The following is a 14,904-nucleotide window of genomic DNA, read 5'->3' on the forward strand; positions in this document are numbered from 1 at the left end:
GACATTCCAATACAAAACACCGGTGAGGAATGAAAAAAAACTAAATGTATCATACAAGGAGAAGACGATGGATATCAAACAAATTATTGGAGACATTGTGGCAGGGAAACAAGAGGTTGGAGGTATTAAGCAGGTTTATTATGTAGCATGCGGCGGTTCTTATGGCGCTTTTTATCCAGCCAAAACTTTGCTGGAGAAAGAGGCCAAGGATATTAAAGTAGGGCTGTATAACAGCAACGAGTTTGTGCACAACACGCCTAAAGCCTTTGGCGAAAATTCGGTGCTGGTGGTAGCCTCGCACAAAGGCAATACGCCGGAGACGGTGAAAGCGGCGGAGATCGGCAAAAAGGCGGGTGTTCCGGTCATTGCGTTAACTTGGCTCACGGATTCACCAATTACGGAGCATGCGGATTATGTGGTGAAATATACATTTGGCGAAGGCAAGGATATCGCTGGAGAAAAAACCATAAAAGCCCTGTTGACCGCGGTAGAAGCATTGAATCAGACTGAGGGATACGAGCACTACAATCAATTCCTCGATGGTGTGGCCAAAATCGATCACATTGTTAAAAACGCTTGCAAACATGTGGCCAAACGCGCACTGACGTTCGCCAAAAACCACAAAGACGATAACGTCATTTACACCATGGCCAGCGGAGCCGGTTACGGGGCCGCCTACATGGAAAGCATCTGTATCTTCATGGAAATGCAGTGGATCAACTCCTCCAGCATTCATTCGGGCGAATTTTTCCACGGGCCGTTTGAGATTACGGATGCGGAAATTCCGTTCGTCATTCAGATTTCCGAAGGAAGCACCCGGCCGCTGGATGAAAGAGCGCTGAATTTCCTGAACCGTTATGCCAAGAGAGTGGAAGTGTTGGATGCCAAGGATTTGGGCTTGTCCACCATCGACGGTTCCGTGGTCGATTACTTCAACCATTCTCTGTTTAACAACGTTTATCCGGTTTACAATCAAGCTTTGGCAGCGGAACGAGAGCATCCGCTTACAACTCGCAGATATATGTGGAAGGTTGAGTATTAATGGAAAAATATAAGGTTATCGGCATCGGCGACAACGTAGTCGACAAGTATTTCCACCAGGGGATGATGTACCCTGGTGGAAACGCCTTGAACTTCTGCGCTTATGCCAAAATGTGTGAAATGGAAGCGTCCTATTTAGGCAAATTTGGAAATGACCAAGTCGCCCATTATATCCAGCGGGTGATGGATGAATTGGAGATTGAGCATAGCCATTGCCGGAATTTTGAAGGGGAAAACGGGTATGCGCGGGTTACGCTGGAAAACGGCGACCGTGTATTTCTCGGCTCGAACAAAGGCGGGATCGCCAAGGAAAAAGCTTGGGATTTTACGGAAGAGGACCTGAATTATATTAAACAATTTTCCGTGATTCATACGAGTCTAAACAGCTATATCGAGCAGGATCTGGCCTTCTTAAAAACAAGCCATGTACCGATCTCCTTTGACTTCTCGGTGCGTTGGAATGACGAGTATTTGGAGCAAGTTTGTCCGTATGCGGATATTTCCTTTCTTTCCTGCAGCCATTTAACGGAAAGCGAGCGAGAAAGAGAAATGCGGAAAGCTCAGGCATTCGGCTCCAAAATGGTGATCGGAACGGTGGGAGAAAACGGCTCATACGCGCTCTATAAAGATCGGTGGATCTACCAATCGGCCGTATTGACGGAAACGGTAGACACGATGGGAGCGGGCGATTCCTATTTAACCGCTTTTCTTATCGGGCTGATCCGAAGCTCGGAAAACGACACCCTATTCTCGGATTCGGATGAGGAGATGTTGCGAAGAATCAAGGCAAGCATGGAGCAAGGCGCAGCCTTTGCCGCGAAGATTTGCAGGATCAACGGCGCTTTCGGCTATGGAACGGCCGTCGTATAAAGAACCCTCCGACTATAAAAGAGACACCTTACATCGGCATTTTGTAAGCGTATTCAGAAAAAGCGGCATTGCGCCGCAAGTGATCAGATAAGTCGGCAAAATCACATAAGGAGGGCGAACCTCATGTTTTGGTTCCAGTTGTTAATCATCGTTTTGCTCATATTTTTTGGCGCAAGAAAAGGCGATGTTTTTATGGGCTTGCTCGGCGGCGTGGGCGTGGCGATCTTTGTTTTTATTTTTCATGTCCAGCCGGCGGCTCCTCCCATCGATGTCATGTTGATTATTCTAGCGGTCGTTTTGGCGGCCTCCGCGCTGCAGTCTTCGGGCGGGCTCAACTTCCTCGTCCATCTTGCGGAAAAAATGCTGAGTAAGTCGCCTAAAAACATTACGATTATAGCTCCGATTATCTCCTGGTTGTTTACGTTCTTGTCGGGGACGGGACATGTCGTTTATAGTTTATTGCCGATTATCAATGAGCTTGCTATTGATAATCGAATCAGACCCGAAAGACCCATTTCAAACAGTATCATTGCCTCCCAGCAGGCGATCACCTGCTCGCCGGTATCGGCTGCCACCGCCGCGATGATCGGATTTATGGCCCCGCTTGGAGTTAGTTTGGGTACCATCTTGACCATCGCCATACCGGCTACTCTTTTGGGGGTTGTTGCAAGCGCTGTATTGACCATACGAAAAGGCAAAGAACTGGAGGACGATCCGGAATATTTGCGGAGGCTGGCAGAAGGATTAATCGCCAAACCGGAGCATGATGCTGAGAAACAAGCAGTTACGAAGGGTGCGAAAGCCTCGGTTGTGCTCTTTTTGCTGGGCGTTCTGGCGATTGTTATCATGGGCCTGTTTACCAACCTGCGCCCATCGTGGGTGCTAAATGGCGAAACTACGCTTTTATCCTTGCCGAATACGATTGAAATTATTATGTTGGTTTGCGCTACGCTCATCATTATCTTTGGCCGTCCGGCGATTGAAACCATTCTTAACGGGCCTATATTTAGAGCCGGAGCACTGGCGATGGTTTGCGCTTTTGGGCTGGCTTGGATGAGCAGCACCTTCATCAACGGACAAACGGCTTTCATTCAGGATCATGTCGCCACCATCGTGAATAATCATCCCTGGACGCTTGCGGTGATCATGTTTATCGTCGCCGCTTTGACGACGAGCCAAGGGGCGACAACATTGATTATGGTCCCGATCGCCATCGCCCTGCATCTGCCTCCTTATATCATCATCGGAGCATGGATGGCCGTTAATGCCAATTACTTTTTGCCTGTGGCGTCCCAGTGTCTTGCCGCCATCTCGTTTGATACCACGGGATCGACCAAAATCGGTAAATTTGTATTGAATCACAGTTTCATGATACCGGGATTAATTAATACGGTGGTCTCCGTCATCATCGCTACGTTGATTGGAAGCGCTTTATTATAACCGCTTGACACAACCAAAGGAGGAATCTGTTAATATGATACAACTCTCGCAAGTCGCTGCCGCAAACTATCATTATAAAAGGTATTCCCTGGAGTATTTTTTGAGCTCCGCCGCACGGTTGGGATTCCGCAATATTGAATTGTGGGCTTCGGGTCCACATTTCCACTTGGATTATTTCTCGCTTCAAGATATCAAAAATTTGCAGTTAAAAATAAAAACACTCGGGTTAAAGCTGATCTGTCTGACCCCTGAGCAGTATGTCTATCCGATCAGCATCAGCCATCCCGATCCGGAGTACCGCAAGCACAGCGTCGATTTTTTTTGCCGCCATATTGAAGCCGCGTCGCTTCTCGATTGCGACCGAATGCTGGTGACAACGGGACTCGCCTATTTGGACGCCGATGAGACGGAAGCATGGAAATGGTGCCGGGAATCTTTGAGCGAAATTTGCAAAACAGCGGAAAAAGAAGGAGTCTACCTTCCGGTGGAGGCGTTTACGAGCTTTACGACACATGTATTTAACCGGGCTGAGCATATTTCCAGGATGATTAAAGAAGTCGGAAGCCCGTATTTGAAAGGGTTGGCGGACACGGATGTCATGGCTACGACAGGCAAGGATACGATCCACGACTTCATCAAGGAACTCGGGCATGATTTGAATCATGTCCATTTTGTAGACGGCAATCCCGGAGGGCATCTGGTTCCTGGTGAAGGCATGTTGGACATGGAGGGGGCGTTAAAGGCGCTGAACGCTATCGATTATAAGGGATACCTGGGTCTGGAATTGCTGGATAGAAGGTATATTTTGGACCCAGAAAAAGCGATGCGGGATTCGCTCGCGTGGTTTGAAAAGCACTTATCCTAATACCCATCTGCGAAATGAACGAGGCCGAATGATATGAACAAAGGAAGGGGAAGCGAGGGAATGCGAATAGCGGGAGTTGGATTCAGCTGCGTGGATGTTTATGACCAATTGAACAGGATGTATCCAACCGGGAATAGTGTCGATTTTGTTATTCATATGCGCAGAATGGGAGTTCAGGCTTCCTTGGTCAGTGTGATCGGGTCGGATGCATACGGGGACATGATGATCGACATGCTGAAAACAGAAAAAATCGATGTTTCCCATCTTAGCGTGCGGCAGGGCAGCACGGCGGTGTTCAAGATGGAGCTGAACGGGAACGATCGCGTGCACAAGGAAAAAATCGAAGGCGTTATGGCGCATTTCGCCTTGAATGAGGATGACCGGCGATTTATCACCGAGCACGATGCACTCCATACCAACCTGTCCGGCCGGATCGAGCGGGAACTGCCTTATTTCCGGGAGCAGGGCGTCTCCATAGTGTTTGATTTCTCTACGCGAACGAAGAAGGATATTGCCGGGCCGATTTTGCCGGATGTGGACTATGCGTTCTTCTCCTATACGGAGGAGGACGCATATATTACGGAGTTCATCGCATGGGCGCAGGCGCTGGGGCCGCGTATCGTCATCGCGACGTTAGGGGAGCGCGGCAGTCTGGCTTATGACGGGAAGACGCTGTATCGCGGTCAGATCGTACCTGTGGAGGTTGTCAACACGGTTGGGGCGGGAGATTCCTTCTGTGCCGGCTTCATGTACGGCGAACTGCAAGGCTGGTCCATTCCGGAATCACTGAATCATGGCGCTCGAACGGCAGCCGGGGTTGTCACCAAATTTGAACCCTACTGAAACAGTACAGACCAGAGAAGAGGTGCTTTCTTTGATTATTGATGTGCACACACATCCAATTTTCCACAAGGCAATTTGCGAGGACAAAGAGACGCTGGCATATCGCAAACGCGAGTTCGGTATATTCAAACAGTCGCCAACTCCCGTTGAATCGGTGCTTCAGGAGATGGACTACAATGGCGTAACGCGCTCCGTGCTGCTTCCGCTGGATCTGACGACCAGAAGTGGCGGCTGGATTGTCACGAATGAAGAGGTACGAACGCTGGTTGACCTAGCGCCAGACCGGTTAATCGGTTTTGCCAGCGTGGATCCGTATCGCGAGGATGCGGCAGAGACGCTGGAGTACGCGTTCGCTCATTTGAAGCTGAGCGGCCTGAAGCTTCATCCTTCCAAGCAGAAATTTTACCCCGATGATGACAGGCTGAAACCGCTCTACGAGATTTGCGTGAAATACGACAAACCGATCATGTTCCACGCGGGTATGAGCTGGGAGCCTGACGCTCCGGCCGTATATTCGCACCCGCTGCGATTCGAGGAAGTGGCGATCGCGTATCCCGAGCTTCGCATGTGCCTGGCGCATTTCGGCTGGCCATGGATTCAAGAGACGGTCATGCTGCTGCTGAAATATCCGAATGTGTTCACGGATACGTCATTGCTCCATATGGATAATGCGCTGGACTTCTATACGCAGATTTTCAAAGTAAATATGGGTCCGCTCTGGATCGAGCGCAATCTGAGAGACAAAGTCATGTTCGGCACCAACACGCCACGATTCAAAGCAAAGCGACTTTTGCCTGCGCTAGAGGCGATGGCGTTCCGGCCGAAAACATTGCAGAAAATTCTGAGCAGCAACGCTGAGGTATTCCTGGGTGAGAGGAGGAATGAGCGGCCTTGGTTAAATTAAAAACGCTTGTGCTCAGGTCGACAGCCGAGTATCAGATGATCAAAATTACGAGTGAGATTCAACGTTTCGTGGAACAATGCGGCATTGTCAACGGTCTGGCGGCTGTTATCTCGGCTCATACGACTACCGGCATTATGGTTAACGAAGGACTGGAATGCGTGGAGACGGATATCGAGGAATTGCTGGAACGTTTGGCTCCCAAGGATTGGCCGTATGCTCATGCGCATTTCCTGCCGTCGTACGGCGCAACGGGGAGCAATTCTCCCTCACATCTCAAGTCGATGATTGCCGGCAACAGCTGCATGTTCATTGTGCAGGATGGAAAGCTGGTGTCCGGCGACGCCCAGGATGTGTATTTGGCCGAATTCGACGGTCCGAAGAGCAGGAAAGTTTACATTCAGGTCATCGGAGAGTATCTGTCACATACAAAAGAGGCATCTGGTTAATATGATACAAATGGTTCTTCACTTCCGTGCGGGCGCGGCATCAGGTATCAGGCATCATTCTTCAAATTGACGAAACCACAGGGGAGTCCAGTGGTAAGCTTATTTTGTGATTGGTGAGAGGGCGACAAGCCCTCTCTTTTTTAGGACAAACAGGCATGAAGAAATATGCAAAATATCCCTCGAATGACATTCCCATCTCCGTGACAAAATGTACTAAGGTGGTGAATGGAAATGCAGATAAAGAGAATTATAATCATAATGCTGTCGCTTGTATTGATCACGATTGTGGGCTGCCAGCATCAAAAACCTGCCGAACAGGATTTGCTGCGGGTTAAATCCGAACAAGGAGCCACACATAAGAAAGTCATATTCCTGATGGTCGACTCACTCATGGCACAGGCGATCGATAAGGGCATTTCACAAAAACAGCTGCCCACCATACAGTATTTGATTGAACATGGACAATACCATAAGGATATGGTTAGCTCATTTCCTACGATGTCCGTTACGATTGACAGCACGATGTTAACCGGGAAAAATCCGAATGACCATGGTATACCGGGTCTCCTATGGTATTCTTCCGACGATAAAAAAATGATCAACTACGGTACCGGACCGATGGAAATCCTCAGACAAGGCATCAATCCGGTCCTGACCGATGCATTAATCCATTTGAACGGGAAACATTTAAACTCGAATTCACGAACGATCTATGAAGATTTAGCCCGTGTTGGCTTGAAATCAGGATCGATTAACGGCTTGATATATAGGGGAGCGACCGAGCATACGCTGACGATACCGGATTGGATTCAAGGTCCGACATCACTGCAGAAAAAAATAAAAGTCAAGGGGCCGGATTTTCTAACTTTGGGAGCCTTGTCTAATCCCTTAGAAGGTGCGGAGAATTTGCCTGATCATCTCACCGACCGGATGGGGCTAAACAATAAGTATGCAATAGAAGCTTTGAACTATTTAATTCAAGCGAACAAGCTGCCGGATTTTTTGTATGTTTATTTACCGGATATGGACCAGGAGCTTCACAAGAAGGGTCCGTCTTCGCTTGAAGGAGTCAAAGAGCTGGATCAGCAGCTCCAATCCGTATTGAATTCCTTCGGTTCGCGGGAAAAAGCGTTAAATGAAGCTATTTTCGTCATCGCCGGGGACAGCGGAATGACACAGCTTCTTCCAGCAAATCAGCGTTCCGTGATTGATATGCCAGCTATGTTGAGAGGCATCTCCGTTCTAAAGCCGGGCGAAGAGGTAGAAGCTGAAACCGAGGTCGCCCTTGCAGTCAATGAAACGATGGCTTATGTATATAATTTCAAACCCAATCGTTCCCTGCGAAGCTTGGCGGAAATCCTGAGCAAGGATGACCGTATCGACTTTGTTGCTTGGAAAGAAAACGAATGGATGCATGTCCTTCAAGGGTCCACTTTGAAAGAACTCCGATATAAGGCGAAAGGTAACCTGATCGATCGCTATAAACAAACGTGGACCGTGAAGCAGGATGCCGAGGTGCTGGACCTTACATTAAATGCCGATCATCGAACCTTGGATTACGGACAATATCCCGATGTGCTGGAGAGGTTGTCCGGTTCGCTGAATTCTCATAAAGGTAAATTTTTGGTCGTGACGGCTAAACCGGGATACGAATTGGCAGACCGAAGTTCACCAACACATGAGGGGGGCGGGGGTCATGGCTCGCTCCGTCGAACCGAGTCGCTTGTCCCGCTTATCATTGTTGGAACTGACGAAAAGCCTGAGCATCTACGAATGGTTGATCTAAAAGCCTATTTACTTGATCTGCTGACAAATCACGTTAAGAAGACAAAATAATTTGCAGAGGCTATACCATCATGTTCTACGACTTGGCCGGTGTAGTGTAGTTTGCTTGATATTAGGCACCTTTTTCCGATTTTATGGAAAAGGGTGCCTTTTTTATAGCGATTTATTTGAATTTTGCCGTTATAATATGATGTAACTCTTAGCTGTACAAGATGATCTCAACCTTATAAGAATTTTAATAAAGGAGCTGTACGAACATGACGACCAACCGAATCATTCATTCCGTTATTTTTTCGCTTAAACATGAGAAAGGCTCAGCGGAGGAGCAGCGTTTCCTGGAGGATGGACGATCTGCCCTCAGCACGATTCCAACGGTTCAAGACTTTAAGATATTCAAGCAAATCAGTCCTAAAAATACATATGATTTCGGCTTCTCGATGGTGTTTGAGAACGAAGCCGATTATGATGCCTATAATGTGCACCCGCAGCATGTGGACTTCGTCGAGAACCGCTGGAAGAAGGAAGTCGAACAGTTTTTGGAGATCGATTACAGCGAAGTGTAGAAGATGAATTCACATGAATAAGCTGCTGGAGCGGGGGATCATCGTCCGCTACGCCAAAGGTTGGGGACTGCCTGAGCATATTCGGATTTCGGTAGGAACCGCGGAAGAAAATCAAGCGCTGCTTGATGCTTTGGGTGAAATCCTAGGGTATATCACGTAACCTATGGATCGCCGGTTGAACTGCACCTCCCACTGTTAGACATGATCTAACAATGGGAGGTGCAGTTTTTTTTGATGAATATTGATGCAGTCTAATCCGTTATCCTGAATTTATAGGTTCTTCAGATTACCCCGATTCTCAATGATGGTTGTTACATGCAGTTTGAAATCCAGATTCGGGTAGTAAGTGGTTCTCCAATCCCGCAGCTGTTCACGATTCAGGTGATTTCTGAAATATTGGCCCAAGGCAAAGATATCTGCTTGTTCTTTTTGCGTTTTCTTGAACATTTGATCCAGACGAGAGGTCAACAGCGCCTCCAGCCTCTCCTTAATTTGTTCCTCCGTTAGATGCCCCCTGGAGTCTAGAATGGTGACCTTCAGCCTGAGATGGCTGCGGAGGTAAGGCTTATCATTCTTCATCCAGCTGTGATGGGTAAGCCTGTTGCTAATGATTTGTACGGTGGTGCTGTCCATGATCTCCACCTTGCCGAATGCGCTTTTTCCATAAAAGGCATTGGCTACTAACGTTTCATCGGATCCGATTTGACCCGTCATTCTGCCATTCTTGATGATAGCCGACCCCATGCATTCGATACTTGTGGATCTTCCTGAACGTATGATCGGGACGATGACATCATGCGTATAGGAATGAATGCTGCGAAACATTTGCCATATCCGGGTATCCGCCAATTGGGGGTTCCAGCCGGCGTTTTTTTCAAAAAAATCATAAATGATATTGCCGCTGTGTTCCGATTTGGCTGCCATATCCGAAAAGAATTGATCCAGCCCTTGATCACTGATGGCAAATAGCGTTTTGGAGGAGATGTCTCTGGAACGATTAAATGCGGAGATAATGTCTTCCATGCCGTTACGGGCAAAATTTTCATCCACGATGACGATTTTCAAATGCAGCAAATCGACCTGAGACTCCATATTCATGCTAATTTGATCAATAATTTCATTGATGGTGTCACCCGTTTCCGAAACGATATTTACGGTGCTTGTCTCATTGGTTGCCGGAATATCCAGAAACACCTTGTATTGATTCTCCTCGGTTAACGAAATGCCCATAATGACCGGAAGCGAGCGATGGTTAATGTCTTTGATATCCCAGCAACCGGTTACGAAGGGAACCATCGCAACCAGCAGGAGAACGAATTTAAAGGTCATTCGGATGGTGGCAAGCTTGTTCATATTAAGTTACCTCCGTCGTACGGTTCGCTTTATGCTTGTGCCGCCAACCGATGATAAACGTGATCAGCGGAATCACCAGGAACATATACAGCCTCAGTGGAATAATCCACCTTTGCAGCGTCTTAAGGTAGTCCCAGTTGGGGATGGCGATGGATATGGCAAACAATCCGATGGTCAGCGCAATCAGGAGAACGTTTTGAGGAATGAACGGGACGGCCCGCTTCGCAAGCGTGACGAGAACCCATAACGTCACACCCAGGTACAGAAATGCAAAAGCCATCAAACTCAATAAAAAGAAGATTGTGACCCGATCAAATAAAAGCCATGTAATGTTCACGGTGTCTATCGTCATTAGCATGGGGAATTCATATAATTCGGCGGTTGCGTGACCAAAGGTCAGAAGCGGCAAATATACGGACAATAAGAACATGGGAAACAGCAAGAGACAGCCTAGCATCATTTTTTTGGTGCTGATCTGTATAGAGGGCGGTAACAGCCCCAGGAAAAAGAAGCCGCCCGCATATACGAATAAACTGACCAGAAAATCAGGTTTCGCAAGAAAATGGAACGATTGACCAGGGTCAATGATTGGCAGCAAGTAATACCAATCCACATTTTGAAAGCTAAAGCACAGAACAAAAAGGATGGGGATTGTGAACAGGATAACCAGCAGGACACTGGTTCGGGCCATGCTGCTTATTCCTTGCCAAGCCATGAGGAAAGCAATGGATATCAGTAACAACTGGATCGCCCACAGCGGCGTGCTCGATAAGAATACTAAGGTGAGCATCTCGGAATAAGCTCGGATCGTTATGATAATGGCTACGCCGAAGTAGAGCAAGGCAGGCAGCAGGAGTAGCCACGGAAGAAATTTGCCGACGCTCCCGAAAATATCCACGACATTCCGATGCGCGGCCCATTGCAGTCCTTTGACATACATGTAGAGGGCTATCGCATGCAGTGCATAGCTTATGGCAATTCCGATCCAATGCCCCATGTCCATGGCTGAAAACAAATCGGAAGGATAGAGAAAAAAGATAAGACCCATATGACAAACCACATACACGATGGCTGCTTGATAACCACTCTTATCCATTGCGATCATCCTTCTGATTTAATGTTGGAAATGACAAGTAAGGAATGCCCATGCTTTTTTGATGACCCATATAGGCACAGATGACCACGATTCCAGCAAGGAGCCCCAACATCCCATAGATAGCGGATAAAATGATCAGCAGGTATTTGAACACGCGAACAGATACAGCGTTCTGAAACCCCACTACAGTAGAAGAAGCAATCGTGGTACCCGCCAGCACGATAATCAGAAGGTTGCTGACAAGTTTAGCGGACACGGCTGCCTGGCCCAGTATAATACCGCCAACCATCGTAATCGTGGGTCCCACGCTTTTTGGAAGTCGAACACTTGCTTCAAGAATGAGCTCTAGAACGATGAGGAGCAGCAGCGTTTCGACAAAGGCGGGATAAGGTACGTCCTGCCGGCTGTTAGCAATCGACAAGGCCAGCTGAAGCCGCAGTACTTCAGGGTTAACGGACACTAAGGCCACATATAACCCAGGAATAATCGTTGCGATCAAGACGCCCACAATTCGCAAAAGACGGATAAGGTACATGAAGGTGCGAGGGTAATTATGATCGTCCTTCATGCAGAACATATCCATGACGAGACTGGGTAAAATGATTGCAAAAGGATGACGGTCAATCATAAATACCACTTTACCTTGTTGAAGGGCGTGAGCTGCATTTTGCGGTAATTCCGTCATGTTGAAGTTGGTTACAAACGACCACTTGTTTAATCCCAGCATGTTCTCAAGCTGTTGGATATGTTGAACATCCTGGTGTAATCCTGCTCTGATCTTCGCTTGAATGGATTGCAGTAACTGGGGGTTGATCCTGTCCTCCTGATAGATTAGCAATAACGACTTGGGGTGACTTGACCCTGCCGTGTACGATTCTACCTGAAGGCTGGATCCGGTGCAGTGTTTTCGAAGGATGCCGATATTCGTATGGATATCCTCCAGAAAAGAGCTGCTGGAGCCGTATACCGTACTTTCCGTTTCAGGCGCAGCGACGGATCGGGTGACATTTTTCGATATCGGAAGAACGGCACAGCATGTCCCTGACAGAGGCTCCAGCAGGATCAGGTGGCCCTTCATGATGTCAGGTACAATCGATGCCAGATTAGGTTCTACAAGCTCGCCCAAAATTTTAAGAAGCTTAGCGGGCGGCAGGGAGGTTTTGACCAGATTTGAGGTTTGAGTTTGAAGGGATGCGATACTCTGGGGCAGATCAACTAACGAATCTAAACCAAACACTTGAACTTGATACTGCTGCAATCGAATTTCTACATTGAAATAATCAGCATTCGCTTTGAAATACTCAGCAAGGCTTTCTTTGAGATCCATATATTCACTCCCACGCGCCGGTATATTAGATATCATTTCCATTACAGCCATTGATTTATGCAAAAAAGCTTAATTGATGTCACACTTGGCGTGCCTTATTTGTCTACATTATGAAATAGACGAAAAAGGAGAGATATACGATGGAGAACATGCTCATCATCAACGCACATCCGAGGGTGGAGTCAGCGACATCGGTCAGCCTGCAGGTGCTTCAGCATTTTTTGGAGGCGTACACGAAATGGAGCCCAGGAGAAGCAATAGAACAAATCGATTTATACCGTGATTCTATACCTGCCATAGATCATATGATTCTAGAGCTACGGAGCAAACAGGGAAGAGGGGAGCTGCTTAGCGAAGAGGAACAACAGCTAACGGTCCGCACGTCCGCCATTCTACAGCAATTTAAGGCGGCACGGAAATATGTCATCGTCTTGCCGATGCACAATTTCAACGTTCCTTCGAAGCTTAAGGATTATATCGATAACATCCTCATTGCACGAGAGACGTTCCAATATACGGAGAAGGGTTCGGAAGGTTTGCTAACCGATGGCCGCAGTCTGCTGGTCATTCAGGCGAGTGACGCCATTTATACAAATAATGATTGGTATACCGAGGTGGAATATTCGCATAAATACCTAAAATCCATGTTTAACTTTATGGGGGTTATGGATTATCAGATCATCCGGGCTCAAGGAAATGCATTTTTCGATAGGGATCAAATTCTAGAACAGGCTTATAAGGAAGCCGAAGAAGCTGCGAAACGTCTTGCAGGTAAGAAAATTGAGACATCCAGTAAGTAAGGGAAGATAGAGTTCTGCTCTGTATATCAATTAAACAAGGCTGCCAACCCGGCAGCCTTTCCTTCGTTCATTCATAGTGGCCCTGCTCCTTCAAATAGGTGAGCAATGACGCCATGTTTTTGCGGATCTCATCAGGGTTCAGATGACCGTAACCCAAAAGCAGCTTGTTTACATGCATGCCCTTCTGAATACTGTGATGCTCCACAGGCGTAATGCGTATTCTGTTTAACCGGCTTTTTTCACTGAACGACTCATCAAAATGAATTCCGGGAAACTCAACGGCAAGATGCAGTCCTGCCGCATCTCCCCAGGGGTGCCAGGCCTCCCCGAAACACTCTTTAAGTGATGATAGAAGCACCTCTCTACGCTCACCATATAACCTCCGCATTTTCCTAATATGTCTGTCGAATTTTCGAGTATGTAAAAACTCAGCCAGTGCTGCTTGCTCAAACGGCGGATTCTGGACATCCGTATAAGTGCGGAGAAAACGCCAGCGTTGCTGAAGCTTAGGTGGAAGTATTGCATAACCAATTCGAAGAGCAGGAAAGAGTACTTTACTAAAAGTACCGATATAGATTACCCGCTCTGAGTCCATGGCATATAACGGCGATACCGGATCACCATAATACCGGAATTCGCTGTCATAATCATCCTCGATAATATAGCTTTGGTTCTCTCGTGCGAAACGGATTAACGCGGCACGTCGGTCAGCGGGCAGGATTCCGCCTAGAGGAAATTGATGCGAAGGCGTGATATAGACGGGTGAAGATGATTTTCCTTTCAGCTTGTCTGGCTGTATTCCATGTTCATCCACTGAAATAGGCTGGACGTTGTAGCCCTTATTAATAAATGTCTGCAGCATCTCGATGTTGCAGGGGTCTTCAACCATAATTTCCATTCCATCCTCATACAACAAGTCAGCAATGACGTGCAGTGCATGGGTAGCTCCTGCCGTTATAAAGACGTCTTCAGGATCTACGGAGAGCCCTTTGCTCCTGTAAAGCCATGAAACGATTTCCATGCGCAGTCGCGGCAAACCTTGGGGGCCCGTATAACCTAGCAGATCATGAGGCATCTCGCTTAAAGTTTTCTGCGAGATCTGCTGCCACAGATACCGTGGAAATTGCCTTAATTCCGGCTGGCCCGTCCGGAAATCAACTAAAAAAGATAGGGGACTCTCTACTCGCTTCGGCGGTTCTTCGACTGGAGGCACCTCCAGAGACAAACCTTCGGCAATCCGGGTCGGTGCTCCCTGGCGGCTTACGACAAAGCCTTCGACGAGCAGCATCTCAATAGCTTCATTTACGGTGTTTCGTGAAACATGCAGCACATTGGCCAAAACACGAGTAGATGGCAGTGCTTCGCCTTCCTTGAGTTTCCCGTTAATAATCTGGTCCCGGACGGCAAGATAAATCTGGCGTTTCAGCGGAATTTCGCTGCTCCGTATCAGTTCAATTCCCCACATTAGGGCATGACCTCCAACTGGTCTGTATAAATTCTAGTTTAACTGGCACTTTTTCCATACCAGTTCACACTCTATGATTGTAGCATATATCAATGTCTATTAGTCC

15 protein-coding genes are annotated in these 14,904 nt (G+C 47.5%); 11 read left to right on the forward strand and 4 right to left on the reverse strand.

Features of this window, described 5'->3' with window-relative positions:
* Positions 1 to 67 precede the first annotated feature (67 nt).
* The 10 genes from MKY82_RS13610 (at position 68) to MKY82_RS13655 (ending at position 8,917) form a co-directional block, all read left to right on the forward strand.
* Positions 68 to 1,042, forward strand: coding sequence for an SIS domain-containing protein (locus tag MKY82_RS13610; protein ID WP_339296293.1), 975 nt, complete (start codon positions 68 to 70; stop codon positions 1,040 to 1,042).
* Complete coding sequence (locus MKY82_RS13615; RefSeq protein ID WP_339296294.1) at positions 1,042 to 1,911, forward strand: fructoselysine 6-kinase; 870 nt, start codon at positions 1,042 to 1,044, stop codon at positions 1,909 to 1,911. The genes MKY82_RS13610 and MKY82_RS13615 overlap by 1 nt, the downstream gene beginning before the upstream one ends.
* A 123-nt stretch (positions 1,912 to 2,034) precedes the next feature.
* Positions 2,035 to 3,351 carry an anaerobic C4-dicarboxylate transporter gene (locus tag MKY82_RS13620; protein ID WP_339296295.1) on the forward strand — a complete coding sequence of 439 codons (1,317 nt, stop codon included), beginning with the start codon at positions 2,035 to 2,037 and terminating at the stop codon, positions 3,349 to 3,351.
* Between the two features lie 34 nt (positions 3,352 to 3,385).
* Positions 3,386 to 4,216 (forward strand): sugar phosphate isomerase/epimerase family protein, encoded by an 831-nt coding sequence (locus tag MKY82_RS13625; protein ID WP_339296296.1) that lies wholly within the window; start codon positions 3,386 to 3,388, stop codon positions 4,214 to 4,216.
* Between the two features lie 33 nt (positions 4,217 to 4,249).
* Positions 4,250 to 5,059 carry a fructoselysine 6-kinase gene (gene frlD / locus MKY82_RS13630; RefSeq protein ID WP_339296297.1) on the forward strand — a complete coding sequence of 270 codons (810 nt, stop codon included), beginning with the start codon at positions 4,250 to 4,252 and terminating at the stop codon, positions 5,057 to 5,059.
* Positions 5,060 to 5,090: 31 nt separating this feature from the next.
* A complete protein-coding gene (locus tag MKY82_RS13635) occupies positions 5,091 to 5,963 on the forward strand; it encodes an amidohydrolase family protein (protein ID WP_339296298.1) in 873 nt (290 codons plus the stop codon).
* On the forward strand, positions 5,951 to 6,409 hold the full coding sequence (locus MKY82_RS13640) for a secondary thiamine-phosphate synthase enzyme YjbQ (RefSeq protein ID WP_339296299.1): 459 nt from the start codon (positions 5,951 to 5,953) through the stop codon (positions 6,407 to 6,409). The genes MKY82_RS13635 and MKY82_RS13640 overlap by 13 nt, the downstream gene beginning before the upstream one ends.
* 231 nt (positions 6,410 to 6,640) lie before the next feature.
* The gene (locus MKY82_RS13645; RefSeq protein WP_339296300.1) at positions 6,641 to 8,245 is read left to right on the forward strand and encodes an alkaline phosphatase family protein; all 1,605 of its coding nucleotides are present in this window, start codon (positions 6,641 to 6,643) and stop codon (positions 8,243 to 8,245) included.
* A gap of 206 nt (positions 8,246 to 8,451) precedes the next feature.
* Positions 8,452 to 8,757, forward strand: coding sequence for a Dabb family protein (locus MKY82_RS13650; protein ID WP_194542261.1), 306 nt, complete (start codon positions 8,452 to 8,454; stop codon positions 8,755 to 8,757).
* Between the two features lie 13 nt (positions 8,758 to 8,770).
* Entirely contained in the window at positions 8,771 to 8,917 is a 147-nt protein-coding gene (locus tag MKY82_RS13655) for a hypothetical protein (protein ID WP_339296301.1), read from the forward strand.
* A 110-nt stretch (positions 8,918 to 9,027) separates the two neighbouring features.
* Here MKY82_RS13655 and MKY82_RS13660 read toward each other — a convergent pair whose 3' ends face one another.
* From MKY82_RS13660 to MKY82_RS13670, 3 genes are read right to left on the reverse strand one after another with little or no spacing between them, the layout of a single operon-like run.
* Entirely contained in the window at positions 9,028 to 10,110 is a 1,083-nt protein-coding gene (locus MKY82_RS13660) for a Ger(x)C family spore germination protein (RefSeq protein ID WP_339223501.1), read from the reverse strand.
* Between the two features lies 1 nt (position 10,111).
* A complete protein-coding gene (locus MKY82_RS13665; RefSeq protein ID WP_339296302.1) occupies positions 10,112 to 11,206 on the reverse strand; it encodes a GerAB/ArcD/ProY family transporter in 1,095 nt (364 codons plus the stop codon).
* A complete protein-coding gene (locus MKY82_RS13670; protein ID WP_339296303.1) occupies positions 11,199 to 12,533 on the reverse strand; it encodes a spore germination protein in 1,335 nt (444 codons plus the stop codon). Before MKY82_RS13670 ends, MKY82_RS13665 begins: the two co-directional genes overlap by 8 nt.
* 140 nt (positions 12,534 to 12,673) lie before the next feature.
* On the opposite strand from MKY82_RS13670, the gene MKY82_RS13675 reads away from it, so the two are divergent.
* Entirely contained in the window at positions 12,674 to 13,333 is a 660-nt protein-coding gene (locus MKY82_RS13675) for an NAD(P)H-dependent oxidoreductase (RefSeq protein WP_339223506.1), read from the forward strand.
* Positions 13,334 to 13,400: 67 nt separating this feature from the next.
* On the opposite strand, the gene MKY82_RS13680 is transcribed toward MKY82_RS13675, so the two are convergent.
* Positions 13,401 to 14,798: a PLP-dependent aminotransferase family protein gene (locus tag MKY82_RS13680; RefSeq protein WP_339296304.1), complete on the reverse strand. Its 1,398-nt coding sequence runs from the start codon at positions 14,796 to 14,798 to the stop codon at positions 13,401 to 13,403.
* Positions 14,799 to 14,904 lie beyond the last annotated feature (106 nt).

Source organism: Paenibacillus sp. FSL W7-1279, from assembly GCF_037969845.1.
GTDB lineage: Bacteria > Bacillota > Bacilli > Paenibacillales > Paenibacillaceae > Paenibacillus_AQ.

Coding starts and splice junctions, on each gene's coding strand:
- MKY82_RS13680 (WP_339296304.1), bottom strand. CDS start 14,798: ATGTGGGGAATTGAACTGATACGGAGCAGCGAAATTCCGCTGAAACGC.
- MKY82_RS13670 (WP_339296303.1), bottom strand. CDS start 12,533: ATGGATCTCAAAGAAAGCCTTGCTGAGTATTTCAAAGCGAATGCTGAT.
- MKY82_RS13615 (WP_339296294.1), top strand. CDS start 1,042: ATGGAAAAATATAAGGTTATCGGCATCGGCGACAACGTAGTCGACAAG.
- MKY82_RS13675 (WP_339223506.1), top strand. CDS start 12,674: ATGGAGAACATGCTCATCATCAACGCACATCCGAGGGTGGAGTCAGCG.
- MKY82_RS13645 (WP_339296300.1), top strand. CDS start 6,641: ATGCAGATAAAGAGAATTATAATCATAATGCTGTCGCTTGTATTGATC.
- MKY82_RS13650 (WP_194542261.1), top strand. CDS start 8,452: ATGACGACCAACCGAATCATTCATTCCGTTATTTTTTCGCTTAAACAT.
- MKY82_RS13665 (WP_339296302.1), bottom strand. CDS start 11,206: ATGGATAAGAGTGGTTATCAAGCAGCCATCGTGTATGTGGTTTGTCAT.
- MKY82_RS13620 (WP_339296295.1), top strand. CDS start 2,035: ATGTTTTGGTTCCAGTTGTTAATCATCGTTTTGCTCATATTTTTTGGC.
- MKY82_RS13625 (WP_339296296.1), top strand. CDS start 3,386: ATGATACAACTCTCGCAAGTCGCTGCCGCAAACTATCATTATAAAAGG.
- frlD (WP_339296297.1), top strand. CDS start 4,250: ATGAACAAAGGAAGGGGAAGCGAGGGAATGCGAATAGCGGGAGTTGGA.
- MKY82_RS13655 (WP_339296301.1), top strand. CDS start 8,771: ATGAATAAGCTGCTGGAGCGGGGGATCATCGTCCGCTACGCCAAAGGT.
- MKY82_RS13660 (WP_339223501.1), bottom strand. CDS start 10,110: ATGAACAAGCTTGCCACCATCCGAATGACCTTTAAATTCGTTCTCCTG.
- MKY82_RS13610 (WP_339296293.1), top strand. CDS start 68: ATGGATATCAAACAAATTATTGGAGACATTGTGGCAGGGAAACAAGAG.